Here is a 22979-nt window from a genome sequence, read left to right on the forward strand (position 1 = left end):
CAACCCTTGCCGCACGCTTTGTGCACGCGTATGAGCAAGCACCGTGACAGGCGCGGTCAATCACAGGATAATGCGCCATCTTTTTAGCCGGCCCGTGCAAACGGGTCGACTCGGTATGCTTGCTTGTTTGGCCGCCTTAGCCTGACAACCCTGGAGTGTCTGGTTTGATCGTCTTCCGTTATCTGTCCCGCGAAGTCCTGTTGACCCTGAGTGCCGTGAGTGCGGTATTGCTGGTCATCACCATGAGTGGTCGTTTCGTCAAATTCCTCGCCCAGGCCGCCTCGGGCGCTCTGGACCCAGGCTCGTTGTTCCTGATCATGGGCTTTCGCCTGCCGGGGTTTTTGCAACTGATCCTGCCGCTCGGCCTGTTCCTGGGCATTCTGCTGGCCTATGGCCGGTTGTACCTGGAAAGTGAAATGACCGTGCTCTCGGCCACCGGCATGAGCCAGCAGCGTCTGCTGGCCATGACCATGGTGCCCGCTACCGGCGTTGCGCTGGTGGTGGCGTGGTTGAGCATGAGCCTGGCGCCCCAGGGCGCCATGCAGTTCCAGCTGCTGCTGAACAAGCAGGATGCAATGACCGAGTTCGACACCCTCGAGCCCGGGCGCTTTCAGGCGCTCAACGACGGCACGCGGGTGACCTATACCGAAACCATGACGGATGACCGCTCCAACCTGGGCGGGGTGTTTATTTCCCAGAAAAACCTGGGGCAGAATCAGAAAGACCGTGGGATCTCGATTCTGGTGGCCAACAGCGGGCGCCAGGAAGTACGCCCTGACGGCAGCCGTTACCTGATCCTGGAAAATGGCTTTCGTTACGACGGCAGCCCAGGGCTGGCGGATTATCGGGCGATCAAGTACGACACGTATGGCGTAATGCTGGCCAAACCGGAGATCAGCGAAGAGGTCACCGACCGCGACGCACTTCCGACGTCGTCGCTTTTCGGCAATACGGAACTGCGTTCCGTCGCGGAACTGCAATGGCGAATTTCCCTGCCGCTGTTGGTATTTATCGTGACCTTGATGGCGGTGCCGCTGTCGCGCGTCAACCCGCGTCAGGGCCGTTTCCTCAAGCTGTTGCCAGCGATCCTGCTGTACATGGCCTACCTGACCCTCCTGATTTCCGCCCGTGGCTCCCTGGAGAAGGGCAATCTGTCGCCGGCCCTCGGCCTGTGGTGGGTGCACGGGATTTTCCTGGTGATCGGCCTGGGGCTGCTCTACTGGGAACCTATCCGTTTGAACATGAAGAGCCGTCGTGGCCTGAAGGAGTTGGCTCGTGGCTAAGCTCGATCGCTACATTGGTAGCAGCGTACTGATCGCCATTCTGGCGGTATTGGGCATCATCCTTGGCCTGGCCTCCTTGTTCGCCTTCATCGATGAAGTGGGCAATGTCACCGACACCTACACAGTCACGGACGTGCTGAGCTACGTGGCGCTGACCGCGCCGCGCCGTCTCTACGACATGATGCCGATGGCCGCGTTGATCGGCTGCCTGATCGGCCTGGGCAGCCTGGCCAGCAGCAGCGAATTGACCATCATGCGCGCCGCCGGTGTTTCCATCGGCCGTATCGTCTGGGCGGTGATGAAGCCGATGCTGTTGCTGATGGCGTGCAGTGTGCTGATCGGCGAATACGTGGCGCCACCGACCGAAGCCACGGCCCAGGCCAATCGCGCCCTGGCCCAGGGTTCGGGAGATGCGCAGAGTGCCAAGCACGGCCTGTGGCACCGCCAGGGTGACGAGTTTATCCACATCAACGCCGTGCAACCGGGCGGTCTGTTGGTGGGTGTGACGCGTTATACGTTCGATAAAGAGCGGCACATGCTGACTTCCAGTTTCTCCAAGCGTGCGCAATACGATGAAGGGAAGTGGGAGCTGTACGAAGTCACCACGACTTATTTCCATAATGTAGGGCAGGGCACCAAGGCCAGCACCGAAGTCGTCAATGTGCCGTCCGAGCAGTGGGACATCGCGCTGAAGCCGGAGCTGCTCAATACCGTGGTGATGGTCCCGGAAGCTCTGCCGATCTCCGGTTTGTGGGGCTATATCCACTACCTCAAGGATCAGGGGCTGAACAACGGCCGCTACTGGCTGGCATTTTGGGTCAAGGTGTTGCAGCCGTTGGTCACCGCCGCGCTGGTATTGATGGCTATTTCGTTCATCTTCGGCCCGCTGCGTTCCGTGACCCTTGGCCAGCGGGTGTTTACCGGCGTGCTGGTGGGCTTCACCTTCCGTATCGCCCAGGACCTGCTGGGCCCGTCGAGCCTGGTGTTCGGTTTCTCGCCGCTGTTTGCGGTGCTGGTGCCGACCGCGATCTGCGCCCTGGCCGGGTTCTGGCTGTTGCGTCGGGCCGGTTGATACTGCGCTTATGAACAAAAAATGCCCCGCTCCCAGGATCGGGGCATTTTTGTTCTGGTCAGCAAAGATGACGCCCGGCCTGAGCATCAGGTACAATTCCCGGCTATTTTTCAGCGGGCAATCTGCCTGCAGCCTTTTTGAGTGTTGATCCGTGAGTGATTTGAGTCATATCCGCAATTTCTCCATCATCGCCCACATTGACCATGGCAAGTCGACGCTGGCCGATCGATTCATCCAGATGTGCGGCGGCCTTGCCGAGCGTGAAATGGAAGCCCAGGTCCTGGATTCCATGGACCTTGAGCGTGAACGCGGGATCACCATCAAGGCCCATAGCGTTACCCTGTACTACACCGCCAAAGACGGTATCAAGTACCAGTTGAACTTCATTGATACCCCCGGCCACGTTGACTTCACCTACGAAGTCAGCCGTTCGCTGGCAGCGTGTGAAGGCGCCTTGCTGGTGGTCGACGCCGGCCAGGGCGTTGAAGCCCAGTCCGTTGCCAACTGCTACACCGCGATCGAGCAGGGCCTTGAGGTCATGCCGGTGCTGAACAAGATCGACCTGCCCCAGGCCGATCCGGACCGCGTTAAAGAAGAAATCGAAAAAATCATCGGCATTGACGCCACCGACGCTGTCGAGTGCAGCGCCAAGACCGGCCTGGGCGTCGACGAAGTGCTCGAGCGCCTGGTCAAGACCATTCCTGCGCCAACCGGCAACTACGAAGATCCGCTGCAAGCGTTGATCATCGACTCCTGGTTCGACAACTACCTGGGGGTTGTTTCCCTGGTACGTGTGCGCCACGGCCGGGTGAAGAAGGGCGACAAGATCCTGGTTAAATCCACCGGCAAGATCCACCTGGTGGACAGCGTCGGCGTATTCAACCCCAAGCACACCGCTACCACTGACCTGAAGGCCGGTGAAGTAGGCTTCATCATCGCCGGTATCAAGGACATTCACGGTGCACCGGTCGGTGACACCCTGACCTTGAGCTCTACCCCTGATGTAGACGTGCTGCCGGGCTTCAAGCGCATCCAGCCGCAGGTTTACGCCGGCCTGTTCCCGGTGAGCTCCGACGACTTCGAAGACTTCCGTGAAGCCCTGCAAAAGCTGACGCTCAACGACTCGTCGTTGCAGTACACCCCGGAAAGCTCCGACGCCCTGGGCTTCGGCTTCCGTTGCGGGTTCCTCGGCATGCTGCACATGGAGATCATCCAGGAGCGCCTCGAGCGCGAATACGACCTGGACCTGATCACCACCGCGCCAACGGTTATTTTTGAACTGTTGCTGAAAACCGGTGAAACGATTTACGTCGATAACCCGTCCAAGCTTCCAGATCTGTCCTCCATTGAAGACATGCGCGAGCCGATCGTGCGGGCCAATATCCTGGTCCCGCAGGAACACCTGGGCAACGTCATTACCCTGTGTATCGAAAAACGTGGCGTACAACACGACATGTTGTTCCTCGGTACCCAAGTGCAAGTGACCTACGATTTGCCGATGAACGAAGTGGTCCTGGACTTCTTCGACCGTCTCAAATCCACCAGTCGCGGCTATGCTTCGCTGGATTACCATTTCGATCGTTACCAATCGGCTAATCTGGTGAAACTGGATGTGCTGATCAACGGCGATAAGGTTGATGCTCTTGCGCTGATCGTGCACAAGGACAACGCGCACTACAAAGGTCGCCAGCTGACCGAGAAGATGAAAGAACTGATTCCGCGCCAGATGTTCGACGTCGCGATCCAGGCCGCCATTGGCGGGCAGATCATTGCGCGAACCTCCGTCAAGGCTCTCAGAAAGAACGTACTGGCCAAATGCTACGGTGGTGACGTAAGCCGTAAGCGCAAACTGCTTGAGAAGCAAAAGGCCGGTAAAAAACGCATGAAGCAAGTGGGCAACGTGGAAATTCCACAAGAAGCCTTCCTTGCGGTGCTCAGGTTGGATAGTTAGGTCCTATGTCACTAAATTTCCCGCTGTTGCTGGTCATCGCCGTTGCCGTTTGCGGTCTCCTGGCGTTGCTCGATCTGGTGTTCTTCGCCCCGCGTCGGCGGGCGGCTATCGCGTCCTATCAGGGCAGCGTCAGCCAGCCCGATGTCGTGGTGATCGAGAAGCTGAACAAAGAGCCTCTGCTGGTTGAATACGGCAAATCGTTCTTTCCCGTGTTGTTCATCGTACTGGTGCTGCGGTCGTTTCTGGTGGAGCCGTTTCAGATCCCTTCGGGGTCGATGAAACCTACCCTGGACGTCGGTGACTTCATCCTGGTGAACAAGTTTTCCTACGGGATCCGCCTGCCGGTCATCGACAAGAAAGTCATCCCGGTCGGTGATCCGCAGCGCGGCGATGTGATGGTGTTCCGCTACCCTAGCGACCCGAACGTCAATTACATCAAGCGCGTAGTAGGCCTGCCGGGCGACGTGATTCGCTACACCAGCGACAAGCGTCTGTTCGTCAACGGGGAATCGGTGGCCGAGAAGTTGATCGGTGCCGAGCCGAACACCCTGGGCAGTGCCGAGTTGTACCAGGAAAAACTCGGGGCTGTAGAGCACCAGATCCGCAAGGAAATGAGCCGCTACCGTTCGCCGCCTGACACCGAATGGAAAGTGCCGGCCGGGCACTACTTCATGATGGGCGACAACCGCGACAACTCCAATGACAGCCGCTACTGGGATGACCCCAACATTCCCAAGGACCTGCTGGGCATGGTTCCCGACGAGAACATTGTCGGCAAGGCCTTTGCCGTATGGATGAGCTGGCCGGAACCCAAACTCAGCCACCTGCCGAACTTCTCGCGGGTCGGGCTGATCAAGTAATACAGGCGGCGCTGTGAACACAGCGCCGAATGCTTTTCTGGGGTTGGGACAATTCATGGCCCGGCCCCATGCGACACCAATCGGGATTTAAATTTGAACACTGCGTCAATCGTCGATGGCCGCCGGTGCCACCAAACAGATATGGGTAAACCGTGAGCGTTTCTCTAAGCCGTCTCGAGCGTCAGCTCGGCTACACCTTCAAGGACCAGGAATTGATGGTCCTTGCCCTCACACACCGCAGTTTTGCCGGGCGTAATAACGAACGCCTGGAGTTTCTCGGTGATGCCATCCTTAACTTTGCCGCCGGTGAGGCGCTGTTCGAGCGTTTCCCTCAAGCGCGCGAAGGTCAGCTGTCACGCCTGCGCGCGCGCCTGGTCAAAGGCGAGACCCTGGCCGTGCTGGCCCGTGGTTTCGGCCTGGGCGAGTACCTGCGCCTGGGCTCGGGTGAGCTGAAAAGCGGTGGCTTCCGTCGCGAGTCGATCCTGGCCGATGCCCTTGAAGCGTTGATCGGTGCGATCTACCTCGATGCGGGTATGGAGACGGCCAAGGAGCGCGTGGTTGCCTGGCTGGCTTCGGAGATCGAAAGCCTGACGCTGGTCGACACCAATAAAGATCCCAAGACCCGCCTGCAGGAATACCTGCAGTCGCGCGGTTGCGAACTGCCACGCTACGAAGTGGTGGATATCCAGGGTGAGCCGCATTGCCGCGTATTTTTCGTGGAATGTGAGATCACCTTATTGAATGAAAAAAGCCGAGGTCAGGGTGTGAGCCGTCGTATTGCCGAACAGGTAGCGGCCGCTGCAGCACTGATTGCCCTGGGCGTGGAGAATGGCCATGACTGATTCAACCGCAACACGCTGTGGCTATGTTGCCATCGTCGGCCGCCCGAACGTGGGCAAGTCCACGCTGCTGAACCACATCCTGGGCCAAAAGCTGGCGATCACCTCGCGCAAGCCGCAGACCACCCGCCACAACATGCTGGGCATCAAGACCGAAGGCACCGTGCAAGCGGTGTATGTCGATACCCCGGGCATGCACAAAGGCGGCGAAAAGGCCCTCAACCGTTACATGAACAAGACCGCTTCGGCGGCGTTGAAAGACGTCGACGTGGTGATATTCGTGGTCGACCGCACCAAGTGGACCGACGAAGACCAGATGGTTCTGGAACGTGTGCAGTACGTCACCGGCCCCTTGATCGTCGCGCTGAACAAGACCGACCGTATCGAGGACAAAGCCGAGCTGATGCCGCACCTGAGCTGGCTGCAGGAACAACTGCCGAACGCCCAGATCATGCCGATCTCGGCCCAGCACGGCCACAACCTCGACGCCCTGGAACGTGTGATCGCCGAGCACCTGCCGGAGAACGAGCACTTCTTCCCGGAAGACCAGATCACCGACCGCAGCAGCCGTTTCCTCGCCGCCGAACTGGTACGCGAGAAAATCATGCGCCAGATGGGCGCCGAGCTGCCGTACCAGATCACCGTTGAAATCGAAGAGTTCAAGCAGCAGGGCAAAACCCTGCATATCCACGCGCTGATCCTCGTCGAACGTGACGGCCAGAAAAAAATCATCATTGGCGACAAGGGCGAGCGCATCAAGCGCATCGGCACCGAAGCGCGCAAGGACATGGAATTGCTGTTCGATTCCAAGATCATGCTTAACCTGTGGGTGAAGGTTAAAGGTGGTTGGTCTGATGATGAGCGCGCGTTGCGTTCGTTGGGCTACGGCGACCTGTAAGGACACCGCAGGGCAAAAAATGTGGGAGGGGGCTTGCCCCCGATAGCGGTGGGTCAGTTAATAAATAAGTGACTGACACACTGCCATCGGGGGCAAGCCCCCTCCCACATTAGGTTTGTGTAGTTTTCAAAAATGCATTCCAGCAGTGAGAACCCATGTCCCAATCCCCACCCCCCAGCCAACCCGCCTACGTCCTGCATAGCCGCGCCTACCGCGAGACCAGCGCCCTGGTGGACTTCATCACGCCCCAAGGTCGCCTGCGCGCGGTATTACGCAGCGCACGGGGCAAGACGGGTACGCTGGCTCGGCCGTTCGTGGCCCTGGACGTGGAGTTTCGTGGCAAGGGCGAGCTGAAAAACGTTGGCCGGCTGGAAAGCGTCGGCAACTCCGCCTGGCTCAATGGCGAGGCGCTGTTCAGTGGCCTCTACCTCAACGAGCTGCTGATCCGCCTGCTGCCCGCCGAAGACCCGCATCCGGCGGTCTTCGATCACTACGCCGCCACCCTGATAGCCCTGGCCGAAGGCCGCCCCCTCGAACCGCTGCTGCGCGCCTTCGAATGGCGCCTGCTTGACGACCTCGGCTACGGCTTTGAACTGAGCAACGACCTGCACGGCGACCCCATCGCCGCCGACGGCATGTACCGCCTGCAAGTCGATGCCGGCCTTGAACGCGTCTACCTGCTGCAACCGGGCCTGTTCCAGGGCACCGAGCTGTTGGCCATGAGCGAAGCTGACTGGACCGCGCCAGGTGCCTTGTCCGCCGCCAAGCGTTTGATGCGCCAGGCGCTGGCCGTGCATTTGGGTGGACGGCCGCTGGTCAGTCGCGAGTTGTTTCGAAAGCCCTGACATCCCCGTGTATGCTGTGCACCGTTTCTTTCCCTTTTCAGGAGCGCTTCCGTGACCACCAGCAATCGCATTCTTCTTGGCGTCAACATCGACCACGTCGCTACCCTGCGCCAGGCCCGGGGCACCCGTTACCCTGACCCGGTCAAGGCTGCGCTGGACGCCGAAGAAGCGGGCGCCGATGGCATCACCGTGCACCTGCGCGAAGACCGCCGCCACATCCAGGAGCGCGACGTGCTGCTGCTCAAGGACGTGCTGCAAACCCGCATGAACTTCGAGATGGGCGTGACCGAAGAAATGATGGCGTTCGCCGAGCGCATTCGCCCGGCGCATATCTGCCTGGTACCGGAAACCCGCCAGGAACTGACCACCGAAGGCGGCCTCGATGTGGCCGGCCAGGAAGCGCGGATCAAGGCTGCGGTGGAGCGCCTGTCGAAGATCGGCAGCGAAGTGTCGCTGTTCATCGACGCCGACGAGCGCCAGATAGAAGCCTCGCGTCGTGTCGGCGCGCCGGCCATTGAACTGCACACCGGCCGTTACGCCGATGCCACCACGCCGACCGAAGTCGCTGACGAGCTGCAGCGCATCATCGAGGGCGTAAAGTGCGGCCTGAATGAGGGTCTGATCGTCAATGCGGGCCATGGCCTGCACTACCACAACGTGGAAGCGGTGGCCGCGATCAAGGGCATCAACGAACTGAACATCGGCCACGCCTTGGTGGCCCATGCACTGTTCGTCGGTTTCAAAGGCGCGGTCGCCGAGATGAAAGCCCTGATCCTTGCCGCCGCCAAGCATTAAAAACATCACATGACCCCGGTTGGAGCTGGCTTGCCCGCGATGGCGTTATGTCAGTCAGTGCAGTATTAACTGGCACACCGCTATCGCAGGCAAGCCAGCTCCCACAGTTGATCATGGGTGGTTTCTGCAGTGCGGCAATGCGAAGCCTTACTGTTTAGCCGGGTCAGGTGTATCGTATCTGCCCTTTGCGGGCCTCTGGCCTGCGGCAGATACGTGAGGTTGTTGTGTCCCGATCCTTTTCCCGTCGACAAATCCTGGGTGGCCTTGCAGGCCTGGCCGTAGTGGGCGTCGGTGCCGGTGGCGCCTATCGCTACTGGCTGGGGAAGGTTGCCGAGGCTGAAGCGGGGCACGATTACGAGCTGATCGCGGCGCCGCTGGACGTGGAACTGGTGCCAGGGCACACAACCCAGGCCTGGGCATTCGGCCCCTCCGCGCCAGGCACCGAGTTGCGCGTGCGCCAGGGCGAATGGCTGCGGGTGCGCTTTATCAACCACCTGCCGGTTGCCACCACCATCCACTGGCATGGCATCCGCCTGCCGCTGGAAATGGACGGCGTGCCTTACGTCTCGCAGTTGCCGGTGTTGCCTGGCGAATACTTCGACTACAAATTCCGCGTGCCGGACGCCGGCAGCTACTGGTATCACCCCCACGTGAACAGCAGCGAAGAGCTCGGCCGTGGCCTGGTTGGCCCGCTGATCATCGAAGAGCGCGAGCCGACCGGTTTCAAGCACGAACGCACCCTGAGCCTGAAAAGCTGGCACGTGGACGAAGAGGGCGCTTTCGTCGCCTTCAGCGTGCCTCGCGAGGCAGCACGTGGCGGCACGGCCGGGCGGCTGTCGACGATCAATGGCGTGTCCCAGGCGGTGATTGATTTGCCGGCGGGGCAGATCACCCGCGTGCGGTTGCTCAACCTCGACAACACCCTGACCTACCGCCTCAACATTCCTGATGTCGAAGCACAAATCTACGCGCTGGACGGCAACCCTATCGAACCACGCCCATTGGGCAAGGAATATTGGCTGGGCCCGGGCATGCGCATCTGCCTGGCGATCAAGGCACCGCCTGCGGGTGAGGAGTTGTCGATCCGCAACGGCCCCGTGCGTCTGGGCACCTTTCGCTCGGTGGCCAATACCGACGCGCCCACCGAATGGCCACCGGCGTTGCCCGCCAACCCGATTGCCGAGCCGGACCTGGCCAACGCCGAGAAACTCAACTTCAATTTCGAGTGGGTCGGCACGGTGTCGGTGGATGACGGCAAGCCGCCAAGCCTGTGGCAGATCAACGGCAAGGCCTGGGACATCACCGACAAGACCTGCGCCGACCGCCCGATCGCCAAACTGGAGAAGGGCAAGAGCTACATTTTCGAATTGAAGAACATGACCCAATACCAACACCCGATCCACCTGCATGGCATGAGCTTCAAAGTGATCGCGTCGAACCGCCACAAGGTGATTCCGTACTTCACCGACACCTACCTGCTGGGCAAGAATGAACGTGCCCGCGTGGCGTTGGTGGCCGATAATCCGGGGGTGTGGATGTTCCATTGCCACGTAATCGACCACATGGAAACCGGCCTGATGGCCGCCATCGAGGTGGCGTGATGCGCCAGATTCGCCCCGCCGCGATTATCGACCGCAGCCGCGACCAGGACTTTATGCGCGAAGCCCTGGCCCTTGCGGCCCAAGGCGCGGCACTTGGCGAAGTGCCGGTGGGTGCCGTGCTGGTGCAGGACGGTGAAATCATCGGCCGAGGCTTCAACTGCCCGATCAGCGGCAACGACCCCAGCGCCCACGCCGAGATGGTCGCCATTCGCGCCGCTGCGCAAGCGATCAGCAACTATCGGCTGGTGGGCAGTACGCTGTATGTGACCCTGGAGCCGTGCAGCATGTGCGCGGGCCTGATCGTACATTCACGCATCGCGCGAGTGGTGTACGGCGCGCTGGAGCCCAAGGCCGGCATCGTGCAAAGCCAGGGCCAGTTTTTTACCCAGGGGTTTCTCAACCATCGGGTGTTGTTTGAAGGCGGGGTGTTGGCTGAGGAGTGCGGGACGGTGTTGAGTGAGTTCTTCAAGGCTCGTCGAGCCAAACCCACGCTCTAAAGAACACTGAACACCAATGTGGGAGCTGGCTTGCCTGCGATAGCTATCTTTCAGTCAATTCATCAGTGACTGATACACCGCTATCGCCGGCAAGCCAGCTCCCACATTTGAATCTCCATTTTTTCAGGGAGATTGGGGTTACTTCCTGGCGATAATCACCGCGCGCATCGGCGCCGGCAGCCCTTCAATCGTCTTGCTGTGATCATCCGGATCCAGGAAATCACTCAGCGACTGAAATTTCATCCATTCAGTCCCACGCTGCTCCTCGACCGTGGTTACGCTCACGTCCACGCAGCGCACATCACTGAAACCCGCCCGCCGCAGCCACAGCATCAGCGCCGGCACCGACGGCAGGAACCACACGTTGCGCATTTGCGCATAACGGTCTTCCGGCACCAGCACCTGCTGCTGATCGCCTTCGACTACCAAGGTTTCCAGGACCAACTCGCCGCCTTTGACCAAGGTGTCCTTGAGCGCCAGCAAGTGCTCAATGGGCGAACGACGATGGTAGAACACGCCCATGGAAAACACCGTGTCGAAGCCTTCCAGGTTCGACGGCAGGTCTTCAAACGGGAACGGCAAGTGCCAGGCCTTTGGCGCGTTCAGGTAGCGCTGCACGGCCTGGAACTGGCAGAAAAACAGCCAGTTCGGGTCGACGCCTATCACACTGTCGGCCCCGGCGCCGAGCATGCGCCACATGTAGTAGCCGTTGCCGCAGCCCACATCGAGGATGCGCTTGCCCTTCAAATCCAGGTGCGGTGCAACCCGCGACCACTTCCAGTCCGAACGCCATTCGGTGTCCACATGCACGCCGAACAGGTTGAACGGGCCTTTGCGCCACGGGCTCAGGCCCATCAGCGCGGTGTGCATTTGCGCGCGAGTGGCGTCGTCGCAATCGGTATCAAGGGTCAGGCCATTGAGCAAATCGACTTGGCTGGGCTGGATCTGCGGTAGCGCATCCAACGCACTCTGCCAGCGTTCGAGGTCGCCATGACCCTTTTCCATTTTGCTATCGAGTTGCGCTTGCAGGCCCTGGGCCCACACGGCCAGGGGAGTGCCGACCAAATGGCGGGCGAGAGGGGACAGATCAATCATGGCAAGGCAATCAACGAGGCAAAGTTAAGACACTGGAACCACGGCACGACTTTCGAGAACCCGGCCGCCAGCAGGCGTTCACGGTGTTCTTCGAGGCTGTCGGGCTTCATGACGTTTTCGATGGCGCTGCGCTTCTGGGCAATTTCCAGTTCGCTGTAGCCGTTGGCGCGTTTGAACGCGATGTGCAGGTCGGTGAGCAGCGTGTGTTCTTCAGGGTCATTGAAGCGCAGCTTTTCCGAGAGGATCAACGCTCCGCCTGGCAGTAGCGACTGGCGGATACGACCGAGCAAGGCCAGGCGTTCATCGGGGGCAATAAATTGCAGGGTGAAGTTCAGCGCCACCACCGAGGCCGGCTGGAACTGCAGCGCGAGGATATCGCCCTCGACCACCTCGACCGGCAGCAACTCCTGGAACATCGAGTCCTGGCCATTGAGGTATTCGCGGCAGCGCTCGACCATCGCCGCCGAGTTATCCACTGCGATGACCCGGCAGCCGTCGGTGCGCACATGGCGGCGCAAGGCTTGGGTCACCGCGCCGAGCGACGAGCCCAGGTCGTAGAGCACGCTGTTGGGTTGGGCAAATTGCGCCGCGAGCACGCCGAGGTTCTCGACGATGGTCGGGTAACCCGGCACCGAACGCTTGATCATGTCCGGGAACACCCGTACCACGTCCTCGTTAAAGGCGAAGTCCGGCACCTGGGGCAGGGGCTGGGCGAATAGGCGATCGGGTTCTTTGCTCACGGTTGGTCCGGCGACGAGGGGGGAAAGGCCGGCATTTTAGCCAAGTTGGCCCTCGTGTGCGCGGGTTGTCTGATGGAAAGCAGAAGCGGTGATGCCCCACTGGCCCAGCCAATACGTGATGATCAACAAATACGGTGCCGCTTCGAACGCCAGCACAAACCGATTGATGCCGATCAGCGTGTCGGAAAACACGAACGACACCGCGCCCGCTGCCGCCAGCAGCGCCGAACGTTTTGGCACGTCACTGCCCAGCCGCGCCAGCGCACGCCAGAGCATGGCGCTGATCACCAAGGCATACACCACGACTGGAATCAGCAAGTCGCCAAGGCCATGGGAAATCAGGATGCCCAGCAGGATCGCGCCCACGCCCAGCGCCAACACCAAGGGCAACACCGCCAGGCGACGGCAATCGCTGAAATAGGCTTTCAAATACGCCAGGTGTGCGAACAGGAAGGCACCAAGGCCGAAGATAAACAGGTCACCCGGCCAGGCCAGCAAGACATCGCCCACCAGGGAAAAAATCAGCCCCAGGCTGATCCAGCGACGATAGTCGGTGGGCGGCGCATCATGCAGCCAACCCAGCAGCGCGAGTACCGGCAGGGGTTTGACCAGCAGGCACAGCAACGCCGCATGGGTGGTCAGCCCGTAGATAAAGGTACCGGCGCCCATCAACGCAAGAATCAGCCATGGCATATCAGTTCACCGTGATGGCGCAGTCGAAGGTTTCGGCAGGCTCGGCTTCCGGCTCCCATGGTTGCTGGGAGGTCAGGCGCAAACGGCCCTGGCCGGCCGCGAAGGCCTGGAAGCGCCAGGTGGAATGGCCGCCGCCGCCTATCACGCCGGATTCCGTGCTGCTGTAGACCTCCGGGCTCAAGGCGCGCAGCACACCGCCGGCGGAATCCTGGATGGCCCAGCGGTAGCCGGTGGTAGGGTTGCTCGGCAAGGTGAGGATCAGGTTTTGCCCGGTTTTAAGCTGGAGCGGGCAGGCGCTCTGGTTGTCCACTGTGACGTTTTGCTTGGGGGCACTGGCGCAGGCGCCCAGCAGGGCAAGGCTCAAGGGGAGAAGCAGGCGGGCAGCGGTCATGGAGGCTCCGTTGTTTGGCGACGAAGGGCGAGCATAACCGAAGATGAGACAAGGTGTGACAAGCGGGGATTTTGTGGCGAATGGGCTGGCCCTTTCGCGAGCAAGCCCGCTCCCACATGTTGACCGTGTTCCAAAGGATGTACTCGGTCAAGTGTGGGAGCGGGCTTGCTCGCGAAGAGGCCGGCTCAGGCGCTAGAGATCTATCAGAACAACACCTTCGCCACATCGGCAAAGCGCTTGGCAAAGTGCACCGTCATGCCTTCCTTCAGATACTCCGGCAACTCCTCAAAGCTGCCGCGATTCGGCTCCGGCAAGATCAACTCGTGAATCTTCTGGCGGCGCGCCGCAATCACCTTCTCACGCACCCCGCCAATCGGCAGTACATGCCCGGTCAGCGTCAGCTCGCCGGTCATGGCCACGCCTTTTTTCGGCGGTTGGTTACGCGCCAGCGACAGCAGCGCACTGGCCATGGTCACGCCGGCGCTCGGGCCGTCTTTGGGCGTGGCACCTTCCGGCACGTGCAAGTGCACGAAGGCTTCGTCGAAGAACTTCGGATCGCCGCCAAACGACTTCAGATTGGCGCTGATGTAGCTGTAGGCAATCTCGGCGGACTCCTTCATTACTTCACCCAATTGCCCGGTGAGTTTGAAACCGCGATTGAGCGTATGGATACGCGTCGCCTCGATCGGCAAGGTCGCGCCGCCCATGCTGGTCCAGGCCAGGCCGGTAATCACGCCGGTGCCGGACAGCACTTGCTCGTTGCGGAACACCGGCATGCCCAGTGAGCTTTCCAGGTCCTTGTTACCGATCTTGATCACCGCGTCCGGCTCATCCAGCAGCTTGACCACCGCCTTGCGCACCAGTTTGCCCAGCTGTTTCTCCAGCTGGCGTACCCCGGCTTCCCGTGCATACCCGTCGATCAACGCGCGCAAGGCGCCGTCGCTGATGGTCAGGGTGTTTTTCGACACGCCGGCTTTTTCCAGCTGCTTTGGCCACAGGTGGCGCTTGGCGATGGCGACTTTTTCTTCGGTGATGTAGCCCGACAGGCGAATCACTTCCATACGGTCCAGCAACGGACCCGGGATCGAGTCCAGGGTGTTGGCGGTACACACGAACAGCACTTTGGACAGGTCCAGGCGCAGGTCCAGGTAGTGGTCGAGGAATTCAACGTTCTGCTCCGGGTCCAGGGTTTCCAGGAGCGCCGAAGCCGGGTCGCCCTGGTAGCTCTGGCCCATTTTGTCGATCTCGTCGAGCATGATCACCGGGTTCATCACCTCTACATCCTTGAGCGCCTGCACCAGCTTGCCTGGCATGGCGCCGATGTAGGTGCGGCGATGCCCCTTGATCTCTGCTTCGTCGCGCATGCCGCCGACGCTGAACCGATAGAACGGCCTGCCCAGGGATTCAGCGATGGATTTACCCACGCTGGTCTTGCCCACGCCCGGCGGGCCGACCAGCAGCACGATGGAGCCGGCGACTTCGCCTTTGTAAGCACCGACCGCGAGGAATTCGAGGATGCGACTTTTGATGTCATCCAGGCCCGCGTGGTGTTTATCCAGCACCTTGCGCGCGTGTTTGAGGTCGAGTTTGTCCTCGCCATACACGCCCCATGGCACTGAGGTCGCCCAATCCAGATAGTTGCGCGTGACGGCGTATTCCGGCGAGCCCGTTTCCAGGATCGACAGTTTGTTCATCTCTTCGCTGATGCGCTTTTGCGCCTGGGTCGGCAGCACTTTGCCCACCAGGCGTTGCTCGAACTGCTCGACGTCCGCGCTGCGGTCATCCTTGGTCAGGCCCAGCTCTTGCTGGATGACCTTGAGTTGTTCCTTGAGGAAGAATTCGCGCTGGTGCTCACCGATCTTGCGGTTCACCTCGGCGGAGATTTCCTTCTGCAGGCGCGCCACTTCGACTTCCTTGCGCAGCATCGGCAGCACTTTTTCCATGCGCTTGAGCATCGGCACGCAGTCCAGTACTTCCTGCAACTCGTTACCGGTGGCCGAAGTCAACGCGGCGGCGAAGTCGGTGAGCGGCGACGGGTCGTTGGGGCTGAAGCGGTTGAGGTAGTTCTTCAACTCTTCGCTGTACAGCGGGTTGAGCGGCAGCAGTTCCTTGATCGCATTGATCAGCGCCATGCCGTAGGCCTTGACCTCGTCGGTCGGCTGGGTGGGCTGGTGCGGGTATTCGACTTCCACCAGGTACGGTGGGCGGTGGTGCTTGAGCCAGGTTTTGATTCGCACGCGGGTCAGGCCCTGGGCGACGAATTGCAGCTTGCCGTTCTCGCGGCTGGCGTGGTGCACCTTCACCAGCGTGCCGTACAGCGGCAGGGCTGAGGTGTCGAAGTGGCGCGGGTCTTCCGGCGGCGTCTCCATGAAAAACAGGGCGAGGGAGTGGTGGTCGGATTTGCTCACCAGTTCCAGGGTTTCGGCCCACGGCTCTTCATTGACGATCACCGGCAACACTTGCGCCGGGAAGAACGGGCGATTGTGGATCGGGATGATGTAGACCTTGTCCGGCAGGTTTTGCCCCGGCAGGGCCAGGCCGGTGTTGGAAGAGGTTTCGTGTTCAGCGTTTTCGGGATCGGCGTAGTCGTTGAGGTCGATATCGGGGAATTCTTGCTGGTCGCTCATGGGGCACCTGCATAAGGAAGTATGCAGGTTAGATGGGGCGGGGCAGCGGTGGTTTCAATGGCGGGGGTGAGATAGCAACATATTGCATAATATTTTCGAAACGCCGCTTGACCCTGTGAGAGCTGGCTTGCCTGCGATGGCGGTGCATCAGCCACTGATGAGTGGGCTGGCAGACCCACCTGCTTAACCGCGCGCGCTCAGCTGATTTTGTGCAGATAGGCGGGCAGGGGCTGTTCCGGTAATACCGACAGAACCTTCAGGCGCTGCAACATGCGCTGTCGTGCTCGCTGCAAATGCTCGCGCAAATTCAGTGCCGCAGCATCAAACGCACCGTGCAGCAACAGCTCCAGAATCAAGCGATGTTCGGCGAGCATGGCTGGATCGGCGCCGATCCCCAGCAAACGGTAGAAAATCCGGCTGATGATCATCGGGCTCTGGCCCTGGCGGATCAGCGCGGCGATCTTGCGGTTTTGCAGGCCGGCCAGGCAACGCTGGTGCAAGTCATCTTCGATCTGCTCGATGGCGTGCAGGCTGCATTGCGGGCTTTGCTGGGCATCCACCACGCGCTGCAGCATGGCTTCGAGCATCTCGCGGTCGAGGTTCGGTGCGCTCTGGCGCAGGGCTTCGGGTTCCAGGCAGGCGCGCAGTTCGTAGTCTTCGGTGACTTCCCGTGCGGTCAGCGGCCCGGCGAGCCACTGCGAGTAGGGTTCTTTTTCCACCAGGCCGCGATCGCGCAGGCGCATCAGCGCTTCACGCACCACCGCGCGGCTGACGCCATAGTGGTCGGCGGCGGCTTGTTCATCCAGGCGGTAATGGCCGAAAGCGATACACGTGGACAGCGCCGCGCCGATTTCCTCGACGATCCGCTCGCCCAGCGGCCGCGTATCCACCAGTTCGTCGTCGCCATTGAGGCCCAGGTGCGCATGGCTCAAGGGCAGGCGCAGCGGCTCCATTTCCAGGCCTTCGGGGTTGATCAGGTAACCGCGACCGTTGAAGCGGCAGATCAAACCTTCGGCATGCAGCAGGTCGAGCGCCTTGCGTACCGGGACGCGGCTGGTGCCGAACAGTTCGGCCAGCGGCGCTTCGAGCAAGACCAGCCCGTGGCGGGCGGTGCCGTTGACGATCGCATCACGCAATACCTGGTGAATCATCGCGTAACGGGAGGCCGAGGCGGACACTGCTTTCATCGCGTTCTCTTTGGCGTGTAGGACGGTGGCCGGGGATTCTCTCATAGTTGCGCCTGTCACTCCGCGCCACGTCGGTGGCACTTTTTTGGGGCCTTGCGGATAGAAATGTTACTTTTCTGCACCAAAATGTACTTATTAATAAAAGATACATTATTTCAATCGCGACCTGTTCAGACGCTTTTGCTGACTATTTTGGCTGACTACAACTCTATCTATCCCGTACCTCTTGGCGATTAAGCTAAATCGCACAAACGGCAGTGATAGCAGACTGGCACGAAAGCTGCCTTTATAAAACGTACATTTTATTAATATGTACGTTTTGTGAGGTTCATCCTGATGTCAGACGCCACTTCCATGGCCGAGGCTTTCGCCAGCGGTCGCAGCGACCCGGTGCAGGCACTCGAACAGGTACTCCTGCACGCGAGCATGGCCCCCACGGTATTTATCTCACTGACTGCCGAGCGTGCCCGGCGCGAGGCCGAAGCGTCCGCTGCGCGCTGGCGTGACGGCCAGCCTTTGAGTGTGTTCGACGGTGTACCGCTGGCCTGGAAAGACCTGTTCGACGTCGCCGGCAGCATTACTACGGCCGGCGCCGCCTATCGTCGCGCGGCGCCGGCCGCTTTGCTCGACGCGCCGAGCGTGGGGCTGTTGTGCCGCGCCGGGATGGTCAGCGTGGGCAAGACCAACCTCAGCGAGCTGGCGTATTCGGGCTTGGGCTTGAACCCGCATTTCGGCACGCCCTACAACCCGAACGGCAGCGATCAACCGCGCATCCCAGGCGGTTCATCATCGGGTTCAGCCGTCGCCGTGGCCGCCGGGATCGTGCCGATCGCCATGGGCACCGACACCGCAGGCTCGATCCGCATTCCCGCGGCACTCAATGGTGTGGTGGGTTACCGCAGCAGCAGCCGACGCTACAGCCGCGACGGCGTATTTCCATTGGCGCACACCCTCGACAGCCTCGGCCCACTGACCCGCAGCGTGCGCGATGCACTGGCGATCGACGACCTGCTCAACGGCCGCAGGCAAACCCATATCGCCCGCAGCCTCAAGGGCCAGCGCTTCGTGCTTGAGCAAGGCGCGCTGGAAGACGTTGAACCTGCTGTGCGCAATAACCTGCTGCGCGCGGTGGACCAATTGAGGGCCGCCGGTGCACTGATCGAGGTGCGCCCGTCAGCGACTTTTCAGGCCGCCCTGGACCTGATCAAGCACCACGGCTGGCTCGGCGCCTTCGAAGCCTTCGCCCTGCATCAAACCCTGCTCGACAGCCGCGACGCCGAACAACTCGACCCACGTGTGCGCCGTCGCTTAGAAGCCGCACGTTCATTGCCGGCCAGCCAATTAATCCACCTGATCGATGCGCGCCGGCACCTGCAACAACAGCTGATCGACGACCTCGACGGCGCCCTCCTGATAACCCCGACCGTTGCCCATGTCGCGCCGGCGTTGGCACCGCTTGAGGCCGACGACGAGCTGTTCGTGCGCACCAACCTCGCCACCCTGCGCCTGACCATGCCCGGCAGTTTGCTGGACATGCCCGGCGTTACCTTGCCCAGCGGCCGTGATGCCCTGGGCCTGCCCACCGGGCTGCTGCTCAGCGCCCCGATGGGGGAAGACGCACGCCTGCTGCGCGCTGCGTTGTCCGTCGAATCCGTACTGACAATTTAAGGAGACATACCATGGCTAAAGACATTCTCTGTGCATTTGGCGTCGACGTTGATGCCGTCGCCGGCTGGCTCGGTTCCTACGGCGGTGAAGACTCGCCGGACGACATTTCCCGCGGCCTGTTCGCCGGCGAAATCGGTGCGCCGCGTTTACTGAAACTGTTCGAACGTTACGGTTTGCGCACCACCTGGTTTATCCCCGGCCACTCGATGGAAACTTTCCCGGAGCAGATGAAGGCGGTGGCTGACGCCGGTCACGAAATCGGCGTGCATGGCTACAGCCACGAAAACCCGATTGCGATGACCGCCGAGCAGGAAGAAATCGTCCTCGATAAGTCCATCGAACTGATCACCCAGGTCACCGGCAAACGCCCCACCGGCTACGTCGCCCCGTGGTGGGAATTCAGCAAGGTCACCAACGAACTGCTGCTGAAAAAAGGCATCAAGTACGACCACAGCCTGATGCACAACGACTTCCACCCCTACTACGTGCGCAAGGGCGACAGCTGGACCAAGATCGACTACAGCCAGCACCCCGACACCTGGATGAAACCTTTGGTGCGCGGCGAAGAAACCGACCTGGTGGAGATCCCGGCCAACTGGTACCTCGACGACCTGCCGCCGATGATGTTCATCAAAAAAGCCCCCAACAGCCACGGCTTCGTCAACCCGCGCCATCTCGAAGAAATGTGGCGCGACCAGTTCGACTGGGTCTACCGCGAACACGAACATGCCGTGTTCACCATGACCATCCACCCCGACGTGTCCGGTCGCCCGCAAGTGCTGTTGATGCTCGAGCGCTTGATCGAACACATCCAGAGCCATGCCGGCGTGCGCTTCGTCACGTTCGACGAAATCGCCGACGACTTTATCCGCCGTCAACCCCGTTCCTGACCCCTACTGAAGCGGCCACCCACCCTCGAGGCGCGATTTATGTCCATCTATAACAAGCTTGACCTGACTGGCTGGAAACCCCGGCAATTGACGTCCCGGGAAGTGCGCTTCGCCACCTGGATCGCGTTTTTCGCCTGGGTGTTTGCGGTGTATGACTTCATCCTGTTCGGCACCTTGCTGCCGGAAATCGGCCGGCACTTTGGCTGGGGTGAAGTGGAGCAAGCTGAAATCGCGACCTGGGTGGCGGTGGGCACGGCGGTGGTCGCCTTTGCCATTGGCCCCGTCGTCGATAAGTTGGGGCGGCGCAAAGGAATTATTTTCACCGTGGCCGGTTCTGCGCTGTGCTCGGCACTGACCGCGATTGGCGGGGCGTGGGGCAAGTCGCCGCTGATTCTGATCCGCTCGTTGGGTGGCCTGGGGTATGCCGAGGAAACCGTCAACGCCACGTATCTGAGCGAGCTGTATGGCGCCTCGGAAGATCCGCGACTGACCAAGCGCCGTGGCTTTATCTACAGCCTGGTGCAGGGCGGCTGGCCGGTTGGTGCGTTGATCGCTGCCGGTTTGACTGCGCTGTTGCTGCCGATCATCGGCTGGCAGGGTTGCTTCATCTTTGCCGCGATCCCGGCCATCGTGATTGCGATCATGGCGCGCAAGCTCAAGGAGAGCCCCCAGTTCCAGATTCACCAACGCATCAGCGAGCTGCGTAAAAGCGGCGCGGTGACCGAAGCGCAAAACGTCGCCGTGACCTACGGTGTGGACTATGACGAGCACAGTAAAGCCGGCCTCAAAGCTGCGTTCCGTGGCCCGGCTCGCCGCGCAACCCTGGTAATCGGCGCTGCGCTGTTGCTCAACTGGGCGGCGATCCAGGTGTTCAGCGTGCTCGGCACATCGGTAATCGTCAGCGTGCACCACGTCTCGTTCGAGAACTCGCTGATCATCCTCGTGCTCTCCAACCTGGTGGGTTATTGCGGCTACCTGACTCACGGCTGGATGGGCGACAAGATCGGCCGTCGCAACGTGATCGGCCTGGGTTGGATGCTCGGCGGCCTGGCCTTTGCCGGGATGCTGTTTGGCCCAAGCAATATGCCGACGGTGGTCGGGCTGTACAGCCTGGGCCTGTTCTTTCTGATCGGGCCGTACTCGGCGGCGCTGTTTTTCATCAGCGAAAGTTTCCCCACCAGCATCCGCGCCACCGGTGGCGCGATCATCCATGCCATGGGCCCGATTGGCGCGGTCGTCGCAGGCTTTGGCGCCACCCAGGTGTTGTCCGCCGGCAGTGATTGGCAGACTGCCGCGCTGTGGTTCGGTGCGCTGCCGTGCTTCTTGTCCGGCGCCCTGATGTTTGCCGCACGCCATGTGCGTCCGGAAACCGTTCAGTAAGGAGTTTCAGATGAGCCGTAAAGTTGCCCTGATTACCGGTGCCGCCAGCGGCATCGGCCAAGCCCTGGCCGTGGCCTATGCACGTAACGGCGTAGCGGTGGTGGGCGGGTATTACCCGGCCGACCCGCATGACCCGCACACCACCGTAGCGCTGGTGCAACAGGCTGGCGGCGAGTGCCTGATGCTGGCGCTGGACGTGGGCGATACCGCCTCGGTGGACGCCCTGGCCGAGCAAGCCGTGCAGCATTTTGGGCGTCTGGATTACGCGGTGGCCAATGCCGGCCTGCTGCGCCGCGCGCCCTTGCTGGAGATGACCGACGCGTTGTGGAACGAGATGCTCAATGTCGACCTGACGGGGGTGATGCGCACCTTCCGTGCGGCGAGCCGGCACATGACAGAAGGCGGTGCGCTGGTGGCGATTTCGTCGATTGCCGGTGGCGTATATGGTTGGCAGGAGCACAGCCATTACGCGGCGGCGAAGGCGGGCGTGCCGGGGTTGTGCCGTTCGCTGGCTGTGGAGTTGGCGCCGCTGGGGATTCGTTGCAACGCGGTGATACCCGGGTTGATCGAGACGCCGCAGTCGTTGGACGCGAAGAACTCGTTGGGGCCTGAGGGGTTGGCCAAGGCCGCGCGGGCTATTCCGTTGGGTCGGGTAGGGCGGGCAGATGAAGTGGCGTCATTGGTGCAATTTTTGACCAGTGAGGCATCGAGTTATTTGACCGGGCAGAGCATCGTGATCGACGGCGGCCTGACCGTGCGCTGGCCCGACTGACTGGACTGGGTCTGAAAATGTGGGAGCGGGCTTGCTCGCGAAGACGGTGGGTCAGTAACAGATGCATCGACTGACACGACGCATTCGCGAGCAAGCCCGCTCCCACATTGGATCTATATTGACCTAAGGAGATTTGTGTATGTCCCAACTCATCCACCGACGCGCCGTGATTACCGGCGCCGGCAGTGGCATCGGTGCCGCCATCGCCCGTGCCTACGCCGCCGAAGGCGCGCGGCTGCTGTTGGCCGACCGCAACGCCGCCAGCCTCGCCGAAACCGCCATTACCTGCCGCAACCTCGGCGCCGAGGTCTTCGAATGCCTGGCTGACGTCGGCACCGTCGAAGGTGCCCAGGCCAGTGTCGACCGCTGCGTCGAACACTTCGGCGGCATCGATATCCTGGTCAACAACGCCGGCATGCTGACCCAGGCGCGCTGCGTCGACCTGTCCATCGAAATGTGGAACGACATGCTGCGCGTCGACCTCACCAGCGTGTTCGTCGCCAGCCAGCGCGCATTGCCGCACATGCTTGCGCAGCGCTGGGGCCGCATCATCAATGTCGCCTCGCAACTGGGTATCAAGGGCGGTGCCGAACTGACCCACTATGCCGCCGCCAAGGCCGGGGTAATTGGTTTCACCAAGTCCCTCGCGCTGGAAGTGGCCAAGGACAATGTGCTGGTCAACGCTATCGCGCCCGGCCCGATTGAAACGCCGCTGGTGGGCGGCATCAGCGACGACTGGAAACGCGCCAAGGCCGCCGAGTTGCCCTTGGGCCGCTTCGGCCTGGCGGACGAAGTCGCGCCCACCGCCGTGCTGCTGGCCAGTGAGCCTGGCGGCAATCTGTTCGTCGGCCAGACCCTGGGCCCGAACTCCGGCGATGTCATGCCATGAGTGAGG

General features: G+C 61.2%; 21 protein-coding genes. 15 read left to right on the plus strand and 6 right to left on the minus strand.

What is annotated here, in order from left to right; all coding sequences use genetic code 11:
* The first annotated feature begins 164 nt into the window (after positions 1-164).
* The 10 genes from lptF to tadA all read left to right on the plus strand — a co-directional run bounded on the left by lptF (position 165) and on the right by tadA (position 10641).
* Positions 165-1283, plus strand: coding sequence for an LPS export ABC transporter permease LptF (gene lptF / locus A7J50_RS05360; protein ID WP_064450859.1), 1119 nt, complete (start codon positions 165-167; stop codon positions 1281-1283).
* Positions 1276-2355, plus strand: coding sequence for an LPS export ABC transporter permease LptG (gene lptG, locus A7J50_RS05365; RefSeq protein ID WP_064450860.1), 1080 nt, complete (start codon positions 1276-1278; stop codon positions 2353-2355). Before lptF ends, lptG begins: the two co-directional genes overlap by 8 nt.
* A gap of 151 nt (positions 2356-2506) precedes the next feature.
* Complete coding sequence (gene lepA, locus A7J50_RS05370) at positions 2507-4306, plus strand: translation elongation factor 4 (RefSeq protein ID WP_032859966.1); 1800 nt, start codon at positions 2507-2509, stop codon at positions 4304-4306.
* Between the two features lie 5 nt (positions 4307-4311).
* Complete coding sequence (gene lepB / locus A7J50_RS05375; protein ID WP_064450861.1) at positions 4312-5166, plus strand: signal peptidase I; 855 nt, start codon at positions 4312-4314, stop codon at positions 5164-5166.
* 152 nt (positions 5167-5318) lie between these two features.
* Positions 5319-6008: a ribonuclease III gene (gene rnc / locus A7J50_RS05380; RefSeq protein ID WP_017136295.1), complete on the plus strand. Its 690-nt coding sequence runs from the start codon at positions 5319-5321 to the stop codon at positions 6006-6008.
* The gene (era, locus tag A7J50_RS05385; protein ID WP_034102340.1) at positions 6001-6903 is read left to right on the plus strand and encodes a GTPase Era; all 903 of its coding nucleotides are present in this window, start codon (positions 6001-6003) and stop codon (positions 6901-6903) included. Before rnc ends, era begins: the two co-directional genes overlap by 8 nt.
* Positions 6904-7058: 155 nt before the next feature.
* Complete coding sequence (gene recO / locus A7J50_RS05390) at positions 7059-7748, plus strand: DNA repair protein RecO (RefSeq protein ID WP_064450862.1); 690 nt, start codon at positions 7059-7061, stop codon at positions 7746-7748.
* A 51-nt stretch (positions 7749-7799) separates the two neighbouring features.
* Entirely contained in the window at positions 7800-8543 is a 744-nt protein-coding gene (pdxJ, locus tag A7J50_RS05395) for a pyridoxine 5'-phosphate synthase (protein ID WP_064450863.1), read from the plus strand.
* A 224-nt stretch (positions 8544-8767) separates the two neighbouring features.
* Positions 8768-10144, plus strand: a complete 1377-nt coding sequence (locus A7J50_RS05400) for a multicopper oxidase family protein (RefSeq protein WP_156526251.1) — start codon at positions 8768-8770, stop codon at positions 10142-10144.
* A complete protein-coding gene (gene tadA / locus A7J50_RS05405; protein ID WP_064450865.1) occupies positions 10144-10641 on the plus strand; it encodes a tRNA adenosine(34) deaminase TadA in 498 nt (165 codons plus the stop codon). The genes A7J50_RS05400 and tadA overlap by 1 nt, the downstream gene beginning before the upstream one ends.
* A 138-nt stretch (positions 10642-10779) precedes the next feature.
* Here tadA and cmoB read toward each other — a convergent pair whose 3' ends face one another.
* The 6 genes from cmoB to A7J50_RS05435 all read right to left on the minus strand — a co-directional run bounded on the left by cmoB (position 10780) and on the right by A7J50_RS05435 (position 17374).
* A complete protein-coding gene (cmoB, locus tag A7J50_RS05410; RefSeq protein WP_064450866.1) occupies positions 10780-11736 on the minus strand; it encodes a tRNA 5-methoxyuridine(34)/uridine 5-oxyacetic acid(34) synthase CmoB in 957 nt (318 codons plus the stop codon).
* Complete coding sequence (cmoA, locus tag A7J50_RS05415; RefSeq protein WP_064450867.1) at positions 11733-12476, minus strand: carboxy-S-adenosyl-L-methionine synthase CmoA; 744 nt, start codon at positions 12474-12476, stop codon at positions 11733-11735. The genes cmoB and cmoA overlap by 4 nt, the downstream gene beginning before the upstream one ends.
* Before the next feature lie 36 nt (positions 12477-12512).
* Complete coding sequence (locus A7J50_RS05420) at positions 12513-13169, minus strand: lysoplasmalogenase (protein ID WP_064450868.1); 657 nt, start codon at positions 13167-13169, stop codon at positions 12513-12515.
* 1 nt (position 13170) lies between these two features.
* Positions 13171-13560, minus strand: coding sequence for a protease inhibitor I42 family protein (locus A7J50_RS05425; protein WP_064450869.1), 390 nt, complete (start codon positions 13558-13560; stop codon positions 13171-13173).
* A 203-nt stretch (positions 13561-13763) separates the two neighbouring features.
* The gene (lon, locus tag A7J50_RS05430; protein ID WP_064450870.1) at positions 13764-16187 is read right to left on the minus strand and encodes an endopeptidase La; all 2424 of its coding nucleotides are present in this window, start codon (positions 16185-16187) and stop codon (positions 13764-13766) included.
* A 197-nt stretch (positions 16188-16384) separates the two neighbouring features.
* Positions 16385-17374, minus strand: coding sequence for a GntR family transcriptional regulator (locus A7J50_RS05435; RefSeq protein ID WP_064450871.1), 990 nt, complete (start codon positions 17372-17374; stop codon positions 16385-16387).
* Between the two features lie 336 nt (positions 17375-17710).
* On the opposite strand from A7J50_RS05435, the gene A7J50_RS05440 reads away from it, so the two are divergent.
* The 5 genes from A7J50_RS05440 (at position 17711) to A7J50_RS05460 (ending at position 22973) form a co-directional block, all read left to right on the plus strand.
* Positions 17711-19042: an amidase gene (locus tag A7J50_RS05440; RefSeq protein WP_064450872.1), complete on the plus strand. Its 1332-nt coding sequence runs from the start codon at positions 17711-17713 to the stop codon at positions 19040-19042.
* Positions 19043-19053: 11 nt separating this feature from the next.
* Positions 19054-19932, plus strand: a complete 879-nt coding sequence (locus A7J50_RS05445) for a polysaccharide deacetylase family protein (protein ID WP_053254585.1) — start codon at positions 19054-19056, stop codon at positions 19930-19932.
* Between the two features lie 39 nt (positions 19933-19971).
* A complete protein-coding gene (locus tag A7J50_RS05450) occupies positions 19972-21312 on the plus strand; it encodes an MFS transporter (RefSeq protein ID WP_064450873.1) in 1341 nt (446 codons plus the stop codon).
* 10 nt (positions 21313-21322) lie between these two features.
* Positions 21323-22084: an SDR family NAD(P)-dependent oxidoreductase gene (locus A7J50_RS05455; protein WP_064450874.1), complete on the plus strand. Its 762-nt coding sequence runs from the start codon at positions 21323-21325 to the stop codon at positions 22082-22084.
* A 139-nt stretch (positions 22085-22223) separates the two neighbouring features.
* Positions 22224-22973 carry an SDR family NAD(P)-dependent oxidoreductase gene (locus tag A7J50_RS05460; protein WP_064450875.1) on the plus strand — a complete coding sequence of 250 codons (750 nt, stop codon included), beginning with the start codon at positions 22224-22226 and terminating at the stop codon, positions 22971-22973.
* The last annotated feature ends 6 nt before the right edge of the window (positions 22974-22979 follow it).

Source organism: Pseudomonas antarctica, assembly GCF_001647715.1.
In the GTDB taxonomy this organism is placed as follows: domain Bacteria; phylum Pseudomonadota; class Gammaproteobacteria; order Pseudomonadales; family Pseudomonadaceae; genus Aquipseudomonas; species Aquipseudomonas antarctica_A.

Bases quoted from the DNA above. Each gene is read 5' to 3' on its own strand.
- lepB (WP_064450861.1), top strand. From the start codon at position 4,312: ATGTCACTAAATTTCCCGCTGTTGCTGGTCATCGCCGTTGCCGTTTGC.
- era (WP_034102340.1), top strand. From the start codon at position 6,001: ATGACTGATTCAACCGCAACACGCTGTGGCTATGTTGCCATCGTCGGC.
- recO (WP_064450862.1), top strand. From the start codon at position 7,059: ATGTCCCAATCCCCACCCCCCAGCCAACCCGCCTACGTCCTGCATAGC.
- tadA (WP_064450865.1), top strand. From the start codon at position 10,144: ATGCGCCAGATTCGCCCCGCCGCGATTATCGACCGCAGCCGCGACCAG.
- cmoB (WP_064450866.1), bottom strand. From the start codon at position 11,736: ATGATTGATCTGTCCCCTCTCGCCCGCCATTTGGTCGGCACTCCCCTG.
- A7J50_RS05420 (WP_064450868.1), bottom strand. From the start codon at position 13,169: ATGCCATGGCTGATTCTTGCGTTGATGGGCGCCGGTACCTTTATCTAC.
- A7J50_RS05425 (WP_064450869.1), bottom strand. From the start codon at position 13,560: ATGACCGCTGCCCGCCTGCTTCTCCCCTTGAGCCTTGCCCTGCTGGGC.
- lon (WP_064450870.1), bottom strand. From the start codon at position 16,187: ATGAGCGACCAGCAAGAATTCCCCGATATCGACCTCAACGACTACGCC.
- A7J50_RS05435 (WP_064450871.1), bottom strand. From the start codon at position 17,374: ATGAAAGCAGTGTCCGCCTCGGCCTCCCGTTACGCGATGATTCACCAG.
- A7J50_RS05440 (WP_064450872.1), top strand. From the start codon at position 17,711: ATGTCAGACGCCACTTCCATGGCCGAGGCTTTCGCCAGCGGTCGCAGC.
- A7J50_RS05445 (WP_053254585.1), top strand. From the start codon at position 19,054: ATGGCTAAAGACATTCTCTGTGCATTTGGCGTCGACGTTGATGCCGTC.
- A7J50_RS05450 (WP_064450873.1), top strand. From the start codon at position 19,972: ATGTCCATCTATAACAAGCTTGACCTGACTGGCTGGAAACCCCGGCAA.
- A7J50_RS05455 (WP_064450874.1), top strand. From the start codon at position 21,323: ATGAGCCGTAAAGTTGCCCTGATTACCGGTGCCGCCAGCGGCATCGGC.
- A7J50_RS05460 (WP_064450875.1), top strand. From the start codon at position 22,224: ATGTCCCAACTCATCCACCGACGCGCCGTGATTACCGGCGCCGGCAGT.